General features: G+C 52.2%; 18 protein-coding genes. 16 read left to right on the top strand and 2 right to left on the bottom strand.

The window, feature by feature from the left end:
- Nucleotides 1-4 precede the first annotated feature (4 nt).
- Nucleotides 5-760: a nucleotidyltransferase domain-containing protein gene (locus P398_RS16020; protein WP_034798824.1), complete on the bottom strand. Its 756-nt coding sequence runs from the start codon at nucleotides 758-760 to the stop codon at nucleotides 5-7.
- Between the two features lie 170 nt (nucleotides 761-930).
- On the opposite strand from P398_RS16020, the gene mnmE reads away from it, so the two are divergent.
- The 5 genes from mnmE to P398_RS0102565 all read left to right on the top strand — a co-directional run bounded on the left by mnmE (nucleotide 931) and on the right by P398_RS0102565 (nucleotide 6,716).
- Nucleotides 931-2,310 carry a tRNA uridine-5-carboxymethylaminomethyl(34) synthesis GTPase MnmE gene (gene mnmE, locus P398_RS0102585; RefSeq protein ID WP_024371087.1) on the top strand — a complete coding sequence of 460 codons (1,380 nt, stop codon included), beginning with the start codon at nucleotides 931-933 and terminating at the stop codon, nucleotides 2,308-2,310.
- 15 nt (nucleotides 2,311-2,325) lie between these two features.
- Nucleotides 2,326-4,212, top strand: coding sequence for a tRNA uridine-5-carboxymethylaminomethyl(34) synthesis enzyme MnmG (mnmG, locus tag P398_RS0102580; protein ID WP_029334001.1), 1,887 nt, complete (start codon nucleotides 2,326-2,328; stop codon nucleotides 4,210-4,212).
- Between the two features lie 4 nt (nucleotides 4,213-4,216).
- Nucleotides 4,217-4,933: a 16S rRNA (guanine(527)-N(7))-methyltransferase RsmG gene (gene rsmG, locus P398_RS0102575; RefSeq protein WP_024371085.1), complete on the top strand. Its 717-nt coding sequence runs from the start codon at nucleotides 4,217-4,219 to the stop codon at nucleotides 4,931-4,933.
- 77 nt (nucleotides 4,934-5,010) lie between these two features.
- Complete coding sequence (gene noc, locus P398_RS0102570; RefSeq protein ID WP_024371084.1) at nucleotides 5,011-5,889, top strand: nucleoid occlusion protein; 879 nt, start codon at nucleotides 5,011-5,013, stop codon at nucleotides 5,887-5,889.
- Nucleotides 5,890-5,933: 44 nt separating this feature from the next.
- Nucleotides 5,934-6,716 (top strand): ParB/RepB/Spo0J family partition protein, encoded by a 783-nt coding sequence (locus tag P398_RS0102565; protein ID WP_024371083.1) that lies wholly within the window; start codon nucleotides 5,934-5,936, stop codon nucleotides 6,714-6,716.
- Here P398_RS0102565 and yyaC read toward each other — a convergent pair.
- The gene (gene yyaC, locus P398_RS0102560; protein WP_029334000.1) at nucleotides 6,689-7,315 is read right to left on the bottom strand and encodes a spore protease YyaC; all 627 of its coding nucleotides are present in this window, start codon (nucleotides 7,313-7,315) and stop codon (nucleotides 6,689-6,691) included. The genes P398_RS0102565 and yyaC overlap by 28 nt on opposite strands.
- A 171-nt stretch (nucleotides 7,316-7,486) precedes the next feature.
- Between yyaC and P398_RS0102555 the strand changes: the two genes are divergently transcribed.
- The 11 genes from P398_RS0102555 to yycF all read left to right on the top strand — a co-directional run bounded on the left by P398_RS0102555 (nucleotide 7,487) and on the right by yycF (nucleotide 17,400).
- A complete protein-coding gene (locus tag P398_RS0102555; protein WP_051638853.1) occupies nucleotides 7,487-8,428 on the top strand; it encodes a mechanosensitive ion channel family protein in 942 nt (313 codons plus the stop codon).
- On the top strand, nucleotides 8,418-8,621 hold the full coding sequence (locus tag P398_RS0102550) for a DUF951 domain-containing protein (protein WP_024371080.1): 204 nt from the start codon (nucleotides 8,418-8,420) through the stop codon (nucleotides 8,619-8,621). Before P398_RS0102555 ends, P398_RS0102550 begins: the two co-directional genes overlap by 11 nt.
- A 152-nt stretch (nucleotides 8,622-8,773) precedes the next feature.
- On the top strand, nucleotides 8,774-9,874 hold the full coding sequence (ychF, locus tag P398_RS0102545) for a redox-regulated ATPase YchF (RefSeq protein WP_024371079.1): 1,101 nt from the start codon (nucleotides 8,774-8,776) through the stop codon (nucleotides 9,872-9,874).
- Nucleotides 9,875-10,004: 130 nt separating this feature from the next.
- The gene (gene rpsF, locus P398_RS0102540; RefSeq protein WP_024371078.1) at nucleotides 10,005-10,292 is read left to right on the top strand and encodes a 30S ribosomal protein S6; all 288 of its coding nucleotides are present in this window, start codon (nucleotides 10,005-10,007) and stop codon (nucleotides 10,290-10,292) included.
- Between the two features lie 37 nt (nucleotides 10,293-10,329).
- Nucleotides 10,330-10,839, top strand: a complete 510-nt coding sequence (gene ssb, locus P398_RS0102535; protein WP_024371077.1) for a single-stranded DNA-binding protein — start codon at nucleotides 10,330-10,332, stop codon at nucleotides 10,837-10,839.
- Nucleotides 10,840-10,879: 40 nt separating this feature from the next.
- On the top strand, nucleotides 10,880-11,110 hold the full coding sequence (gene rpsR, locus P398_RS0102530) for a 30S ribosomal protein S18 (RefSeq protein WP_015880232.1): 231 nt from the start codon (nucleotides 10,880-10,882) through the stop codon (nucleotides 11,108-11,110).
- 141 nt (nucleotides 11,111-11,251) lie between these two features.
- Nucleotides 11,252-13,243: a DHH family phosphoesterase gene (locus P398_RS0102525; RefSeq protein WP_029333998.1), complete on the top strand. Its 1,992-nt coding sequence runs from the start codon at nucleotides 11,252-11,254 to the stop codon at nucleotides 13,241-13,243.
- Entirely contained in the window at nucleotides 13,240-13,683 is a 444-nt protein-coding gene (gene rplI, locus P398_RS0102520; RefSeq protein ID WP_029333997.1) for a 50S ribosomal protein L9, read from the top strand. Before P398_RS0102525 ends, rplI begins: the two co-directional genes overlap by 4 nt.
- Nucleotides 13,684-13,700: 17 nt before the next feature.
- The gene (gene dnaB / locus P398_RS0102515; RefSeq protein ID WP_029333996.1) at nucleotides 13,701-15,053 is read left to right on the top strand and encodes a replicative DNA helicase; all 1,353 of its coding nucleotides are present in this window, start codon (nucleotides 13,701-13,703) and stop codon (nucleotides 15,051-15,053) included.
- Nucleotides 15,054-15,281: 228 nt separating this feature from the next.
- A complete protein-coding gene (locus P398_RS0102510) occupies nucleotides 15,282-16,571 on the top strand; it encodes an adenylosuccinate synthase (protein ID WP_024371073.1) in 1,290 nt (429 codons plus the stop codon).
- A gap of 118 nt (nucleotides 16,572-16,689) precedes the next feature.
- On the top strand, nucleotides 16,690-17,400 hold the full coding sequence (yycF, locus tag P398_RS0102505) for a response regulator YycF (protein ID WP_024371072.1): 711 nt from the start codon (nucleotides 16,690-16,692) through the stop codon (nucleotides 17,398-17,400).
- The last annotated feature ends 3 nt before the right edge of the window (nucleotides 17,401-17,403 follow it).

Below are 17,403 nucleotides of genomic sequence, written 5' to 3'. Positions count from 1 at the left end.
CGCCTCAATGAGGGCGGCTTTTTTCACGCAGGATCAATTGACTACAGAATAAACGGATGTGACTGAATCCGGGAATCGTCTCGAAGAACTCCTGCTCTTCCTCGAGCCGAGCGATATAGTGCTTGGCAACGATCGGGTGGCGTGAAGGTGTCAACGCTTCATACCATTTGCGGAGCGGGATCACTTCCCGAGCGGCCACGTCTTTTAGTCCGAGCGAGGCACGGGAAGGGTCATGATGCGCGGCCAGTACGTACGCGAAGTGAGTCATACCTTGACGAAGCATCTCGACCGCCCAGACGTCGTTTCCTCGGTCGCGTGCTTTCGTATATTGAAAGAAGAACCAAATCGAATCGAACGTGTGGTTGAATAGTGCATCGTCCGCCAACGTCAAAGTCGAGCGATGTTCTTTCAGTCGTTGTTTTGGGTCATAGAGGATGGTCACGTCGTCTTGGTCGTTCAACGTCTCCATCGTCACTGTGAACAAGTCGACGTGTAAAAAGTCGTCATACACGACGATCAGTTGCGGGGCGACGATGTGAATCTCATCCGTTAATAAAATCGGGCGATACGCGGCGAGATGTTCGCGCCGTCGCGTTAAAAACGAATCGAGGTGACGGTCGGCGACAAGGACGTACAAGTCAACGTCGGAATGTTCATCCCCTTCACCACGTCCGAACGATCCCTTCAAAAAAATCGCTTCGACCGCGTCATCTTCACGCAACGTCGCCGTCAACAGTTGGATCGCTAGCTGTTGTCGCATCAAACTTCACTCCTTCGTTGGAAATATATTACTTTATTGTACGAAAATGAGTCGATGGAAAGCAACGGAATCGTGAGAAGTCCGACCCTTTCGTTCAAGTCAAATATCGTGTATAGTAGGTTCGTTATGCATATGATAGAAGAAGCTTGGAAGTTTGGAGGGAAAGAATGATGCTAGAGTTTGACACGATTACAGCCATCTCGACACCGATGGGAGAAGGGGCAATCGGAATCGTCCGCTTGTCCGGTGACCAGTCCGTTGAGACGGTGGCGCGCGTATTTTCTGGGAAAAACTTGACGGAAGTCGAGTCACATACGATTCATTACGGCAAATTGAAACGCCCTGACACAGATGAAGTCGTGGATGAAGTGATGGTCAGTATCATGCGGGCGCCGAAGACGTTCACGCGAGAAGACGTCGTCGAAATCAACTGCCACGGTGGGATTGTCGCCGTCAATCGTGTCCTCGAGTTGATCCTTGAACAACCGAACATTCGATTAGCAGAACCGGGCGAGTTCACGAAACGCGCCTTTTTAAACGGACGCATCGATTTATCACAGGCCGAGGCGGTCATGGATTTGATTCGGGCAAAGACCGATCGGGCCATGAACGTGGCCATGTCGCAAATGGAAGGCCGTTTATCTCGCCTCGTGCGCGATTTGCGTCAACAGTTGCTTGAAACGATCGCAGCCGTCGAAGTAAATATCGACTATCCAGAGTATGATGCCGAAGAGATGACGCAGGCGATCGTCGAAGAGAAGGCGGGCGACGTGAAGCGAGTGCTCGAGCAACTGCTCGAGACGGCACGCCAAGGTAAAATCTTACGGGAAGGTCTCGCGACAGCGATTATCGGACGCCCGAACGTTGGGAAATCGTCACTCATGAACACGCTCGTCCAAGAGACGAAAGCGATTGTCACCGAAATTGCTGGAACGACGCGTGACACGATTGAAGAGTATGTGAACGTGAAAGGTGTGCCACTTAAGCTGATTGATACGGCCGGTATTCGTGAGACGGAAGATATCGTGGAACGGATTGGCGTGGAGAAATCACGGAAAGCACTCGCGGGAGCCGATTTGATTCTGCTCGTCTTGAACGGCCACGAAGGATTGACGGTCGAGGACGAGGCACTGTTTGAGGCGATTGCCGGAATGAATGCGATCATCATCATCAACAAGACGGACTTGCCACAAAACATGGATTCTTCTAAGCTAGAGAAACTAGCGGCCGGACGTCCGATTGTTGCGACTTCACTCTTGCTCGAAGAAGGAATTGACGCGCTAGAGAAGGCAATTTCGAACTTGTTCTTCGCTAAAGGTGTCGAATCGCAAGATATGACATACATTTCGAATGCGCGACACATTCAACTCATTAAACGAACGATCGAACAAATTGATGAGGCGCTCGGAAGCGCCTTGATGAATATGCCGATTGATATGGTCCAAATCGATTTACGCCGGGCGTGGGATACACTCGGTGAAATCAATGGGGATACGGTTCAAGAGAGTTTGATCGATCAACTCTTTTCACAGTTTTGTCTTGGTAAATAAGAAGGAGGAAATAATATGGCTTATACGGCAGGCGAGTTTGACGTTATCGTCATCGGAGCCGGTCACGCCGGAATCGAGGCGGCACTCGCATCGGCGCGCATGGGCGCGAAAACGGCGATGTTGACGATGAACCCGGATATGGTCGGATTCATGTACTGCAATCCATCGATTGGCGGCCCGGCGAAAGGGATCGTCGTGCGCGAAATCGATGCCCTCGGCGGCGAGATGGCAAAAGCGATTGACGCGACGTACATTCAAATGAAGATGCTCAACACATCAAAAGGGCCGGCGGTACGGGCGTTACGGGCCCAGGCGGACAAGTTCCAATATCAGAATCATATGAAGAAAGTGCTCGAGGACGAACCGAACTTGCTCCTTCGTCAAGCGCTCGTCGAACGCTTTATTATCGAAGACGGGAAAGTGGCCGGCGTCGTGACGAACACAGGATCGGAATATCGTTCAAAGGCGGTCATCGTCACGACAGGTACGTTCATGCGCGGTCAAATCATCATCGGTGAGCTGTCGTATGAGAGCGGACCGAACAACCAGATGCCGTCGGTCGAGCTATCGAAGCATTTAGAAGAACTCGGTATCGAGCTCGTCCGTTTTAAAACTGGTACACCGCCCCGCATCGACGGGAAAACGATCGATTATTCGAAGACAGAGATTCAACCGGGCGATGATAACCCGTCCCTGTTCTCGTACACGTCGAAAGATCTCGATCCGATTGAACAGATTCCGTGCTGGCTCACGTACACGAGCGAACGGACACATCAATTGATCGACGAGAACTTGCATCGTTCTCCGATGTACTCGGGCGCCATCAAAGGAACGGGTCCACGCTACTGTCCATCGATTGAAGATAAAGTCGTGCGTTTCAACGACAAACCGCGCCACCAAATCTTCCTGGAGCCGGAAGGTCGAGATACGGAAGAGATTTACGTCCAAGGCTTCTCGACGAGTATGCCAGAAGACGTTCAACATCAGATGCTACGGACGATTCCTGGACTTGAGAACTCAGAGATGATGCGTCCGGGTTATGCGATCGAGTACGATGCGGTCGTCCCGACACAACTGTGGCCGACGCTCGAGACGAAAGCGATCGAAGGCCTGTTCACAGCGGGCCAAATCAACGGCACGAGCGGATATGAAGAGGCGGCCGGACAAGGCGTCATGGCCGGCATCAACGCCGCGTGCAAAGTGCTCGGAAAAGATTCGGTCATCTTGGACCGGTCTCAAGCGTATATCGGTGTCTTGATCGACGATCTCGTGACGAAAGGGACGAACGAACCGTATCGTCTGCTCACGTCACGTGCCGAGTACCGGTTGCTGTTACGTCACGACAACGCTGACCTCCGACTCAGCGACATCGGTTATGACATCGGTCTTCTGTCGGAAGAACGTCATGCGCAACTGAGCGAAAAGCGGGAAGCGATCGCCAAAGAAGTGAAACGGTTAGAGACGCTCGTCGTCAAACCGACGCCGGAAGTGAACGCGATGCTCGAGGCGCTTGGGGCGAACCCGTTGAAAGAGGCGACGCATGCCAACATCTTGTTGAAGCGTCCTGAAGTCACGTATGAGGCGCTCATGACGGTCGTTCCGGCCCCGGTCGAGTTGCCGCTAGACGTGGCCGAACAAGTCGAGATTCAAGTGAAGTATGAGGGCTATATCTCAAAACAACTTGAACAAGTTGAGAAAATGCGTCGGATGGAAGAAAAACGCATTCCAGAAAACCTTGATTACGATGCGATCGGCGGGTTGGCAACAGAAGCGAAACAGAAATTGAAACAAGTTCGTCCGCTCTCGATTGGACAAGCGTCACGTATTTCTGGGGTAAACCCGGCCGACGTGTCGATCCTTCTTGTCTACATCGAGCAAGGACAATACGCGACGGTGGAGTGAGACGATGAACGAATCCCAATTTATTGAGGCGTTACAGGCAGAAGGGTTCGAATTGAGCGAGAAGCAACTTGCTCAGTTCGAACGTTATTTCGAGATGCTCGTCGAATGGAACGAGAAGATGAATTTGACAGCGATCACGGACAAAGAAGAAGTTTACTTGAAGCATTTTTATGACTCGCTCAGCGCGGCGTTTCATTTTGACTTTAACGACGTCGAGACGGTGTGCGACGTCGGCGCTGGGGCGGGGTTCCCGAGCTTACCGCTCAAGATTTTGTTCCCCCACCTCCATGTGACGATTATCGACTCGCTCAACAAACGCATCACGTTTTTGAACGAGCTCGCGCTCGCCCTTGAGCTCGAAGGGGTCGCTTTCCATCATGGACGCGCCGAAGAGTTCGGAAAAAATAAAAAGTTTCGTGAGCAATTTGATGTCGTGACGGCTCGTGCCGTCGCCCGGATGACGGTGCTCGCCGAGTACTGTTTACCGCTCGCGAAAGTCGGTGGAACGTTCGTAGCGCTCAAAGCGGCGAAAGTTTCAGACGAGCTCGTAGACGCGAAAAACGCCTTGGGCGTGCTTGGTGGAGAAGTAAAAGCGACACACCAGTTCCTATTGCCAGGAGAGATGAGTGAGCGTAATATCGTAATTGTAGATAAATTACGAAAAACGCCCGGGAAATATCCGCGTAAGGCGGGGACACCGGCGAAAGAGCCACTAATCTGAGCAATAGTGTTTCACGTGAAACTAAAAGCAGATTCCGGTGGGAGTCTGCTTATTTTTTTACATAAGGGGTGCCGACGTTGAAGAAAACATTTGCCAAGTGGTTTGGGAATCGAGAAGAAGTGGCCGTTACGGAAATGGCACAAGTCAAACCGCACGACCAAGTCGAAGAGATCCAATTGTCACTTTTGCTTCCGAACCGCTATCAACCGCGTAAAGTGTTCGAGCCGGCCAAGATTGAAGAACTGGCCGTGACGATTCAAGAGCACGGTCTGCTCCAACCGATCGTCGTCAGACGGGTCGAACTCGACCGTTATGAAATCATCGCCGGGGAGCGGCGTTTTCGTGCGGCCAAATCGCTCGGATGGTCGTCGATTCCCGCCATCGTGCGTGATATGGATGACGATACGACCGCCGCGCTCGCGCTGATCGAGAACTTGCAACGAGAACAGCTCAGTCCGATTGAAGAAGCGGAAGCGTACGAACGTCTCTTGGCAATGAACGGCTTGACACAAGCCGCACTCGCCAAAAGTCTAGGCAAGAGTCAATCAACGATCGCAAACAAGCTGCGTCTGTTGAAACTTCCTGAAGATGTGAAGCAATGTCTGCGCGATCGTCAAATCAACGAACGCCATGCGCGCGCTTTGTTGCCGTTGAAAGATCCGCATCTGCAGCTTGACGTGCTCGTCGAAATCATCGAACAGGAATACAACGTTAAAGAGACAGAAGCGCGTGTCGAACTTTTGTTGTCACCGATCGAAGAAGAAAAGCGGAAGCCAAAGAAACGGCATCGCCGGACGAAAAGTTTCGCGCGAGACACGCGTATCGCCATTAACACGATTCGCGACTCGGTCGAACTGATCGGTAAGACAGGTATCGAAGTCGAAACTGAAGAAGTCGAAGAAGACGGGTTCGTCGAGATTCGAATTCGAATCCCTAAAGCACGGCCACAAAAGTGAGCCCGTGCTTTTTTCAATCGTTGTACGAATAAGGAGGAACGCATATGGAACGGCTACCGATCAAGTTCATTCGTCCGAACCCGAATCAGCCCCGAAAACAATTCGAACCAGAGAAACTCGATGAACTGCGTCAGTCAATTGAACGATACGGAGTGCTGCAACCGATCGTCGTTCGAAAGGCGAGCGGTTTTTATGAGATCATTGCCGGTGAACGTCGTTATCAAGCGGCGCAATTGGCCGGAAAGTCAGACATCCCGGCACTGATCGTGACGGCGGATTCAGACCGGGTCATGGAGCTTGCCCTCATCGAGAACATTCAGCGCGCGGACTTGAACGCGATTGAAGAGGCACTCGCCTATGAACAGCTCATGCAGACACTCGGTTTGACGCAACAACAGTTGGCGGAACGTGTCGGGAAAAGCCGAAGCCACGTGACGAACAGCTTGCGCCTCCTTCGGTTGCCGAGTGCCGTTCAGCACGCCGTCATGGTCGGGGAGTTGACGATGGGACATGCCCGCGCCATTACGGGGATGAAGTCTGTTCAAGCGATGGAGCAAATTGCCAGACGGGTCATCGCCGAGCAGTGGACGGTTCGACGTCTCGAGCGTTTCTTACAAAAAGAGCGCACAGCAAAAAAGACGCTCAAACGCTCGAACGCCGACGTCGAAGCCGTCGAGGCGGTACTAGCAGAACGTCTTCAGATGGATGTCTCGATCCGGCCGCGACGTAAAGGCGGCGTCCTCGAGTTGAAATATTTCTCGCAAGATGACCTTGAGCATCTGCTGACACTGTTGTCACCTCAAGATTTTGACTCATCCCGTGACTGACGGAGCCTCGTAATGGCGGCTTCCTCATGGTGCAAACGATTGACGCGGGCGTCAAATTCGGCGAACCCTTCCGTGATGAAACGGGCGAGCTCATAGACGAGGTGGAGGCGGGTGTTCTGCAGAATCATCATCTCCATAAAGCCGCTCACGTTGACGACGGCCTTAATGTTGTACTCGCCGACCGAAGGCAACTCTTTTTGCACACCGGCACCGGGTGCGAGCGGGCCTTCTGAGAAAAAGACGTAACCGACGCTCGACAAGCGGCCGAGACAAGCATCGATGGCGATAATCAAAGGACGGTGGAACCGTGTTTGAACTTCATGAAGCGTTTCGACCAAGTTCAACGCGTGAACCGGTTTGGTCAACGTCCCGTACACGTATAAGTTGCGGACTGCCCGCTCTTCAAGAAACGTACCGACGAGCGGACCGAGCGAGTCTCCGGTCGAGCGGTCGGATCCGATACAGACGAGGACGATAGGGCGGTGCGCTTCGCTCGCCAACTGGTCGTGGAGTTGATCGGCAAACAGGCTGGATCCATTCCGTTCAGTATGTTCGATGAAGAAGGAATATGGTTTATGAGGTTTTAGGCGAAACGGCATGAATCTCATCCTCTCTTCTGAGCTGCAGGGCGTCTAGTTGTCTTGGCTGAAAAATACCGTATTAATCCATTCCCAAAACAATGAAACTTATAACGTCTAGATGTAGTGTTTGAGAAAAGTCGTGAACTATGGTTTGATGGGTTAGAATCTACGACTTTACGAGGTGAAAACATGGCTTCACAAAATACAGAACCAACTGATTTGACGACGGTGGCGGATCAGACGATTGAGAACGTCAACCGGTTCGTCGCTTATTTCCAAGACACCGAGATGTGGATCGGGTTCGGCTTTAAATTGGTCGGGGTCGCCCTCATTATCTTGGCGCTCTACGTCGCGTCGCGCATCTTAACATCGATGGTGCAGCGCGTCTTCACGTTGCGCAAAATCCATGAAGATAATATCGTCGCCCAACGGCAAAACGAGACGCTGTTGAAACTGGCACAAAACACGATCCGTTACGTGCTCGGTCTCGTCATGATTTTGACGGTACTCGGCCAGTTCGGCGTCAACATCGCTGGTTTGATCGCATCGGCCGGGGTCGCCGGTCTCGCCATCTCGTTTGGGGCACAAAACTTGGTGAAAGACGTCATCACGGGCGCGTTCATCATTTTTGAAAACCAATATAAGAATGGTGATTACGTCAAGTTGAACCAACAAGTCGATGGGACCGTCATCGAAGTCGGGATCCGGACGACGAAGTTGAAAGGGTTGAACGGGCAAGTGACGATTATCCCGAACGGACAGATCATGCAAGTGACGAACTACTCACTTGAAAACAGCGTCGCGGTCGTTGATATCGGTGTCGCCTATGAAGAAGATATGGCGAACGTCGAAAAAGCGTTGAAAGAGATCGCGAAGACGGTCGAAGAAAAATATCATGATTTGTTCATCGAACCGATCACGCTCGCGGGCGTACAGTCGCTCGGACCGTCAGAAGTCGTCTATCGCCTCATGGCCGAAGTGCCGCCGACGCAACACTTCGCGGCCGGCCGCATCTTACACAAAGAATTGAAAGCGGGATTAGACGAGCGTGGAATCGAAATTCCGTATCCACGTACGGTCATGATGTCGCCGACCACATCGACTAAAGGAGCGCCTGGAGATGCAAGCTAAATCGTATGAATTGAACGATTACGTGGAAATGAAGAAGCCGCACGCCTGCAAGACGAACCGCTGGCAAGTGACGCGGGTCGGTATGGACATCCGCATCAAATGCCAAGGTTGCGGTGCGAGCGTACTCATGCCGCGGCGTGATTTTGACAAACGGTTAAAGAAAGTGCTTAAAGAAGAAAACGCCGCTGAATAAGTGGCGTTTTTCTATACGTTCATGTGTTGAGTTGCGGTTTAACCGCGGACTAACTATAATTGTGAAGGATGTGACGGTGTGGTGTACTAAAAGTGCCCACTCCACAGACGGATTAATATTTCCCGGGAAAGCCGGATGAGGAGGACATACAAGTGGGATTAACAGCAGGGATCGTCGGTTTACCGAACGTCGGAAAATCGACACTATTTAACGCGATTACGCAAGCAGGTGTGGAAGCGGCCAACTATCCGTTCGCCACGATCGACCCGAACGTTGGGGTTGTCGAAGTGCCGGATGCACGGCTCGATCGATTAACAGAACTCGTCAAACCGAAGAAAACGGTACCGACAGCGTTCGAGTTTACCGATATCGCCGGAATCGTCAAAGGCGCGTCTAAAGGAGAAGGGCTCGGGAACAAATTCTTGGCCAACATCCGTGAAGTCGATGCGATTTGCCAAGTCGTTCGTTGTTTCGAGGATGACAACATCACGCACGTCGCTGGTAAAGTGTCACCGATCGACGACATCACGACGATCAATCTCGAATTGATTTTAGCGGACCTTGAGTTGGTCGAGAAACGAATCACTCGCGTGCAAAAGATGGTGAAATCGAAAGATAAAGGGGCTCCTCAAGAACTTGAGGCGCTCGAGATCGTCCAAGCGGTACTCGAGTCGGAACGTCCGGCCCGTGTCGCTGAATTGACGGATGAGCAACTCGCCATCGTGAAACACTTCCAATTGTTGACGATGAAACCGATGCTTTACGTCGCGAACGTGAGCGAAGACGAAGTCGCGGATTCAGACAACAACCCATACGTCCAAGCAGTGCGTGAGCACGCGGCGACGGAAGATGCGCAAGTGATCGTCATCTGTGCCCGTATCGAGGAAGAAATCTCAGAACTTGAGCCGGAAGAGCGCCTTGAATTCTTGCAAGACCTCGGTATCGAAGAGTCTGGTCTTGACCAGTTGATTCGCGCCGCATACTCGACGCTCGGCCTTGCGACATACTTCACGGCCGGTGAGAAAGAAGTACGCGCCTGGACGTTCAAGCAAGGGATGAAGGCACCACAATGTGCGGGTGTCATCCACTCTGACTTCGAGCGCGGTTTCATCCGAGCAGAAGTCGTGGCGTATGAAGATTTGTCGGCAGCAGGCAACATGACGGCAGTGAAAGAACAAGGCAAGCTTCGCTCGGAAGGGAAAGAGTACGTCTTCCAAGATGGCGACGTCGTCACGTTCCGCTTCAACGTTTAAGTCAATTTGCTGAAACGTGTTGTAAAACGGAGAGAAGTTTGATAGTATATTATGACGTGAGTAAAACAATTGTTTGCTCCTTGCTCCTACAACCGGTAGGAGCCGTTAGTCCAAGAGGAGGTGAAAGATAATGCGTAAATACGAACTTCTTTACATTATCCGTCCATCAGTTGATGAGGAAGCGAAGAAAGCTTTGATCGAACGCTTCAACAACGTCATCACTGAAAACGGTGGTACTGTTGAAAAAACAACAGACATGGGTAAACGTCGTCTCGCTTACGAAATCAACAAGATGCGCGAAGGACACTACGTTCTTCTCAACATCACTGCTGAGCCGAAAGCGATCCAAGAAACAGAGCGTCTCATGAAGATCTCTGACGACGTTGTCCGTCAAATGACAACTAAAGACGAGCGTTGATTCTTGACGCTTCATATTGCGAAAGGGGAGCTTTGAGATGATTAACCGAGTTGTGTTAGTTGGTCGATTGACTCGCGATCCAGAAATGCGTTACACGCAGAGCGGTATCGCCGTAACTCGCTTCACTCTCGCTTGCGATCGTCCATTCACTGGACAAGATGGGAAGCGCGAGGCGGACTTTATTGATTGTGTCGTATGGCGCAAACAAGCAGAGAACGTGGCACAATATTTGAAAAAAGGCAGCATGGCCGGCGTAGACGGTCGCCTTCAAATCAGTAGTTACGAAGGTCAAGATGGCCAACGTCGTTACCGGGCAGAAGTCGTAGCCGATAGCGTACGCTTCCTTGAACCACGCGGTGCTTCAACGCAACGTGATACAGCACCGGCCGGAGATGTATTCGGTGGTGGTGAGTCAAGTGGATCAGGATGGGGCGCAGCCGCTTCTTCGACTTCATCTCAGTCCTCGAACTCAAACAAAGGTTTTGAGGCCGACCCGTTCTCGGGCGGCGGAAAAATCGATCTATCGGATGACGATCTGCCGTTCTGATCGTACCGATTTAAAACTAACCTAAAAAGGAGGTCTTCACATGGCACGTCGTCCAGGAGGTCGTCGTCGTCGTAAAGTATGTTTCTTTACGTCGAACAACATCACTCATATCGATTATAAAGACGTAGAATTGCTCAAGCGCTTCGTTTCGGAGCGTGGTAAAATTCTTCCACGTCGTGTGACTGGTACTTCAGCGAAATACCAACGTCCACTTACTGTCGCTATCAAGCGCTCACGTCAAATGGCTTTGCTTCCATACGTTGCAGAGTAATCTTGGCGCACGACTTATCCTTCGGGGTAGGTCGTTTTTTTGTTTACCGTCGGAGTGTAAGTCAAATAGACGGATATGGTATGATAAAGCAGAAACCATTTCGACATCATGAGTCTTTCATACTCATTTTAGGAGGCATACATGCACAGTGGTGAAGCAATAACATCCGTGAAGAACCAATACAGGCGACACGCGGTTCCGTATCTTATCGGAGCGTTCGTCTCGTTCGGATTGGCGTTCTACAGCATCGTGGCAGCGATCACCCTGTTCGTGGGCACGCTAATATTCTTCGTATATCAACAAGCGACGATCCGGCGCGAACGGAAAGCGTGGGAACAATACGTTCACTCGCTGTCGCACCGCATCGAGGACGTCGGGAAAGAGGCGTTGACCGGCATGCCGATCGGAATCTTGGTGTTTGACGAAAACCGTCGCATCAGTTGGTTCAACGAACAATCCCGTCTCATTTTTGAACTCGAGATGGAGCTCGGCATTTCGCTCGATCTGATCCATTCGGCGTTCACCGAGTTGATTGAGGAAGAAGAAGACGAGGCGACGATCGAAGTCGGAGACCGCGTCTATCGCGTCTTATACAACAAAGATTATCAGACGCTCTACTTGTTCGATATGACGGACGAGGCAGAGATCGAACAGAAGTATTCGGAAACACAAACCGTCATCGGTGTGTTGTATTTGGACAATTACGACGAGATGTCGACAGGCGTCGATGAACAAGTCCGCAGTGAAATCAACCGGCGTGTGACCGTGCTCCTTAACCAATGGGCACAGAAACACCATATTTATATGCGCCGGACGGCGGCCGACCGGTTCTTTCTCGTCATGAACGAGCGGACGCTCTCTGAGCTGGAGAACAATCGTTTCTCGATTCTCGATGAGGTCCGTGAGGCGACGAAAGAGCATAAAATCCCGCTCACGCTATCGATCGGGATCGGTTGCGGCGAGACGACGTTGACCGAGCTTGGCAACTTATCGCAATCGAGCCTTGATTTAGGACTCGGTCGCGGCGGCGACCAAGTCGTCGTCAAACGTCATAATGGAAAAGTCCGCTTCTTCGGAGGCAAGACGAATCCGACCGAGAAACGGACCCGCGTGCGGGCACGCGTCATCTCGAACTCGATGCGTGACTTGATTAAAGAATCGAGCCGCGTTCTCATTATGGGACATAAAAACCCGGACATGGATTCGCTTGGTGCTTCGATCGGGATCATGAAACTGGCTGAATTTGTCGGGCGTGAGGCGTATGTCGTCATCCCGGCCGGCGAGACGAGTGTCGGCATCCAGCGGCTCGTCCATGAAGTCGAGAACGACGAAGAACTGTACAGTCGCTTCTTGACCGAATTCGAGGCGCAACCGCTCATCGATGACCAGACGCTGCTCGTCATCGTCGACACACACCGCCCCTCGCTCGTCATCTCACGCGAGATATTGGACCGGGCCGAGCGGGTCGTCGTCATCGACCATCATCGTCGCGGCGAAGAGTTCATCGAAGATCCAGTGCTCGTCTACATGGAGCCGTATGCGTCCTCGACGTGTGAGCTCGTGACGGAACTGATCGAGTATCAGGCCGGCACACGCAAGCTGTCGATTTTAGAGGCGACATCGCTTCTAGCCGGTATCATGGTCGACACGAAAGGATTCACGCTCCGGACCGGGTCGCGGACGTTTGACGCCGCTTCGTTCCTCCGGATCCAAGGAGCGGATACCGTGCTCGTCCAACATTTCATGCGTCAAGATCTCGATTCGTATATCGAGCAATCACACATTTTAGAGAGCACCGAGATTTACTCGGGTGGGATGGCGATTGCCGTCGCCCCGGATGATGAACCGCACCATCAAGTGCTCATCGCCCAGTCGGCAGATCAACTGCTCAACATGGAAGGGGTCAAAGCCTCATTCGTCATCGCCGTCTTGCCGGACGGACGGACCGGGATCAGTGCCCGTTCGCTCGGTGACGTCAACGTCCAAGTCGTCATGGAAATGCTCGACGGGGGCGGTCACCTGACGAACGCGGCGACCCAATTGAACGTCGGTCGCGATCAGACGAAAGCGATGTTGAAAGAAGCAATCGATCATTATATGACAGATGAAACCGAAGGAGAGGAAACGGAATGAAAGTCATTTTAAAAGTGGATGTAAAAGGACAAGGAAAAGCAGGCGACGTGAAAGATGTCGCCGACGCATATGCGAAAAACGTACTCTTTAAGAAAAACTTGGCCGTCGAAGCGACACCAGGAAACTTGAAGGCGTTCGCGGCGAAAGAACGTCGTGCGGAACAGGCGGCTGAAGAAGAGTTGAAAGCAGCCCAAGCGCTCAAAGACAAAATTGAAAAAGAGACGATCGTCGTCAAGACGAAGTCAGGCGAAGGCGGCCGCGTCTTCGGTTCCGTCACGAGCAAGCAAATTGCTGACGCTTTGAAAGGGATGGGCTATAAACTCGATAAACGTAAGATCGAGCTCGAACATCCGATCAAAGCGCTCGGGTTCACAAAAGTGCCGGTGAAGTTGCACCATGATGTCACGGCCATGTTAAACGTTCATGTTCAAGAAGTGTGAAGGTGAGGTAGAGACGGATGAGTGATGCGATTCAAGTCAACACCCCGCCACATAGCGTCGAGGCGGAACAAGCCGTCCTAGGAGCCGTCATCCTCGACTCCGACCGTCTCATCACGGCCTCGGAGCGGGTCGACCCGGACGACTTTTATCGTGTCAGCCACCAACGGATATTTGAAGCCATGTTGAAAATCAACGACCGTGGCGAACTTGTCGACTTGGTCACGCTCAGTTCTGAGCTGCAAGCGCAAGGCATTCTCGATGAAATTGGGGGCTTGAATTATTTGGCGGAAATCGCTGAAGCGGTCCCTGCCATCGGCAACATCGGGTACTACTTGAACGTTGTCGATCAAAAAGCGGCGTTGCGGCGGCTCATCCGAACGGCGACGAACATCGTCTCGGACGGGTATGAACGCCAAGACGAGGTCGATGCCGTCTTGTCCGACGCGGAGCGGAACATTTTAAAAGTATCGCAACGAAAAGGACAGTCGAGCTTTCATCCGATCGGTTCGGTCTTATCTGACGCCTACTCGACAATCGAGAAATTACACCAATCGAGCGGTGAGATCACCGGGATTGCGACCGGGTTCACCGATTTGGATAAGATGACGGCCGGTTTCCAACGAAACGACTTGATCATCGTCGCCGCTCGACCGTCTGTTGGTAAAACGGCGTTTGCGCTTAACATCTCGCAAAACGTCGCCGTCCGTACGGGCGAGAACGTCGCCATCTTCAGTCTTGAGATGGGTGCGGAGCAGCTTGTCATGCGGATGCTCTGTGCGGAAGGGAACATCGATGCCCAGCGTCTCCGTACCGGTCGGCTCGAAGCCGAGGATTGGGGACGGCTCTCGCTGGCCATGTCGTCGCTCTCGCAAGCCGGGATCTATATCGATGACACGCCGGGCCTTCGCGTCAACGAGATTCGCGCCAAATGCCGTCGCTTGAAGCAAGAGCACGGTCTCGGCATGATCATGATCGACTACTTGCAGCTCATCGTCGGGAACGGCAAACCGGGCGAGAACCGGCAACAAGAAGTATCGGAGATCTCGCGGACGCTCAAAGCGATCGCGCGTGAGCTCCAAGTGCCGGTCATCGCCTTGTCACAGCTCTCCCGTGGTGTTGAGAGTCGACAAGACAAGCGACCGATGATGTCCGATATCCGGGAATCCGGAGCGATCGAGCAAGATGCCGATATCGTCGCGTTCTTGTACCGGGACGACTATTATGACAAAGAGAGTGAAGACGCCAATACGATCGAGATCATCATCGCCAAGCAGCGTAACGGTCCGACCGGCATGGTCAAACTCTCGTTTCGCAAAGAGTATAACAAGTTCGTCAACATGGAGACGCAAGCGTTCGCGCCGCCGATGTAGAGACGAATCAAGCGACGTCGACAAGACGTCGCTTTTTTTGTCCGACTTTCGACCCAAATGCCTTCGGAAATTCAAGAATTCGAGAAGTGAACGATAAAAGTTAAGTCAATAACGAACGAAAGGTTACAGTGTAAAAGTATCGTTCGGTATTAGGTTGACTTTCTGCGGTAGCAGGTGTACACTTACGGATGGTTTGAACAGAACGCTTATTTACAAGGAGGATTCATTATGTCATCAGTAGTCGTAGTGGGAACGCAGTGGGGCGATGAAGGAAAAGGGAAGATCACCGATTTCTTGTCGAAACAAGCCGACGTCGTCGCGCGTTATCAAGGGGGAGACAACGCTGGTCATACAATCGTCTTCAATGATACGAAATATAAGCTTCATTTGATTCCATCAGGGATCTTCTATTCGGATAAAACGTGTGTCATCGGTAACGGGATGGTCGTCAACCCGAAGTCACTCATCACAGAACTCGCTTACTTGCATGAGCGCGGTGTGAGCACGGATAACCTCCGCATCTCGAACCGGGCGCACGTCATCCTGCCGTATCACCAACTGCAAGACAAGCTCGAGGAAGACGCGAAAGGCGACGCGAAAGTCGGGACGACGCTCAAAGGGATCGGTCCTTGCTACATGGACAAAGCAGCGCGTATCGGGATTCGCATCGCTGATTTGCTCGACAAAGAAGTGTTCGCCGAGAAGCTCAAGACCGTTCTTGAGATCAAAAACCGCATGTTCGTGAAGATGTACGAAGTCGACGCGGTCGAGTTCGATGACGTCTTCGAGGAATACTACGCCTACGGTCAACAGTTCGCCAAGTACGTATGCGATACGTCGGTCGTGTTGAACAACGCGCTCGACGAAGAAGAGAAAGTGCTCTTCGAAGGGGCGCAAGGTGTCCTCCTTGATATCGACCACGGGACTTACCCGTTCGTCACGTCATCGAACGCGGCGTCAGGCGGGGTATCGAGCGGTGCCGGTATCGGTCCATCGAAGATTCATCACGTCGTCGGTGTCTGTAAGGCGTACACGTCACGTGTCGGTGACGGCCCGTTCCCGACACAGCTCGATGATGAGATTGGCCACACGATCCGTGAGGTCGGTAAAGAGTACGGCACGACGACAGGTCGTCCGCGCCGTGTCGGTTGGTTCGACTCGGTCGTCGTCCGTCACTCGCGTCGTGTCAGTGGGATCACAGACCTTTGCCTCAACTCGATCGACGTGTTGACAGGTCTTGAGACGCTGAAGATTTGTACGGCATACGAATACGAAGGCAAGCTCCTCGATGAGTACCCGCCGAACTTCCGTGTCCTCGACAAGTGTGAGCCGGTGTATGAAGAGCTCCCAGGCTGGACGGAAGACATCACAGGCGTCCGCAAGTTCGAAGACTTGCCGGTGAACGCGCAGAACTATGTCAAGCGGATCGAAGCGTTGACGGGCATCGAACTGTTGACGTTCTCGGTCGGACCGGCGCGTGAACAGACGGTCATCTTGCGTGACATTTACGAAGCTTAAGTGAAAGAGCCCATGTGGCTCTTTTTTCATTTCCACGGAAATGAACCACGCTTTCTAACCTATAGAAAAAGAGTTACAATAGGACGTGTACGTTTAATGATAGAGGAGGACTCACTGAATGGATCGTACGATTTTAGTGGTAGATGACGAACAACCAATTGCTGATATATTGAAGTTCAAACTTGAAAAAGAAGGGTACCAAGTCCACGTCGCTTACGACGGGGAAGAGGCGCTCGTGAAAGTCGAAGAGGTCAAGCCCGATTTGATTTTGCTCGACATCATGCTCCCGCTCAAAGACGGCATGGAAGTGTGCCGTGAAGTACGGAAGAAATACGATATGCCGATCATCATGTTGACGGCGAAAGACTCAGAGATCGATAAAGTACTCGGTCTCGAACTCGGTGCCGACGACTATGTGACGAAGCCGTTCAGCTCGCGTGAGCTGTTGGCCCGCGTCAAAGCGAACATGCGCCGTCATGCGACGGCCCCGGCCCCGGAAGCGAAAGGCGCCAATGCGAACGATATCGTCATCGGTGACTTGACGATTCACCCGGACTCTTACATGGTGACGAAGCGTGAAGAGAAAATCGAGCTGACGCACCGTGAGTTCGAGCTCATCCACTACCTCGCTCAAAACATCGGGCAAGTGATGACGCGCGAGCATTTGCTTCAGACGGTGTGGGGTTACGATTACTTCGGCGACGTCCGCACGGTCGACGTGACAGTGCGTCGTTTGCGCGAGAAAGTCGAAGATAACCCATCGACGCCGACGTATATCATCACACGTCGCGGTGTCGGCTACTATTTAAAAGCAGGAGAAGAAGACTAAACG

The organism is Exiguobacterium aurantiacum DSM 6208 (assembly GCF_000702585.1).
GTDB classification, from domain to species: Bacteria; Bacillota; Bacilli; order Exiguobacteriales; family Exiguobacteriaceae; genus Exiguobacterium; species Exiguobacterium aurantiacum.
Note: the sequence above shows the minus strand (reverse complement) of the source record. Positions and strands in the feature narration are given on the sequence as shown.

Coding starts and splice junctions, on each gene's coding strand:
- dnaB (WP_029333996.1), top strand. CDS start 13,701: ATGAGTGATGCGATTCAAGTCAACACCCCGCCACATAGCGTCGAGGCG.
- mnmE (WP_024371087.1), top strand. CDS start 931: ATGCTAGAGTTTGACACGATTACAGCCATCTCGACACCGATGGGAGAA.
- yycF (WP_024371072.1), top strand. CDS start 16,690: ATGGATCGTACGATTTTAGTGGTAGATGACGAACAACCAATTGCTGAT.
- P398_RS0102510 (WP_024371073.1), top strand. CDS start 15,282: ATGTCATCAGTAGTCGTAGTGGGAACGCAGTGGGGCGATGAAGGAAAA.
- P398_RS0102550 (WP_024371080.1), top strand. CDS start 8,418: ATGCAAGCTAAATCGTATGAATTGAACGATTACGTGGAAATGAAGAAG.
- P398_RS16020 (WP_034798824.1), bottom strand. CDS start 760: ATGCGACAACAGCTAGCGATCCAACTGTTGACGGCGACGTTGCGTGAA.
- mnmG (WP_029334001.1), top strand. CDS start 2,326: ATGGCTTATACGGCAGGCGAGTTTGACGTTATCGTCATCGGAGCCGGT.
- P398_RS0102525 (WP_029333998.1), top strand. CDS start 11,252: ATGCACAGTGGTGAAGCAATAACATCCGTGAAGAACCAATACAGGCGA.
- rsmG (WP_024371085.1), top strand. CDS start 4,217: ATGAACGAATCCCAATTTATTGAGGCGTTACAGGCAGAAGGGTTCGAA.
- ssb (WP_024371077.1), top strand. CDS start 10,330: ATGATTAACCGAGTTGTGTTAGTTGGTCGATTGACTCGCGATCCAGAA.
- yyaC (WP_029334000.1), bottom strand. CDS start 7,315: ATGCCGTTTCGCCTAAAACCTCATAAACCATATTCCTTCTTCATCGAA.
- rpsF (WP_024371078.1), top strand. CDS start 10,005: ATGCGTAAATACGAACTTCTTTACATTATCCGTCCATCAGTTGATGAG.
- rpsR (WP_015880232.1), top strand. CDS start 10,880: ATGGCACGTCGTCCAGGAGGTCGTCGTCGTCGTAAAGTATGTTTCTTT.
- P398_RS0102555 (WP_051638853.1), top strand. CDS start 7,487: ATGGCTTCACAAAATACAGAACCAACTGATTTGACGACGGTGGCGGAT.
- P398_RS0102565 (WP_024371083.1), top strand. CDS start 5,934: ATGGAACGGCTACCGATCAAGTTCATTCGTCCGAACCCGAATCAGCCC.
- rplI (WP_029333997.1), top strand. CDS start 13,240: ATGAAAGTCATTTTAAAAGTGGATGTAAAAGGACAAGGAAAAGCAGGC.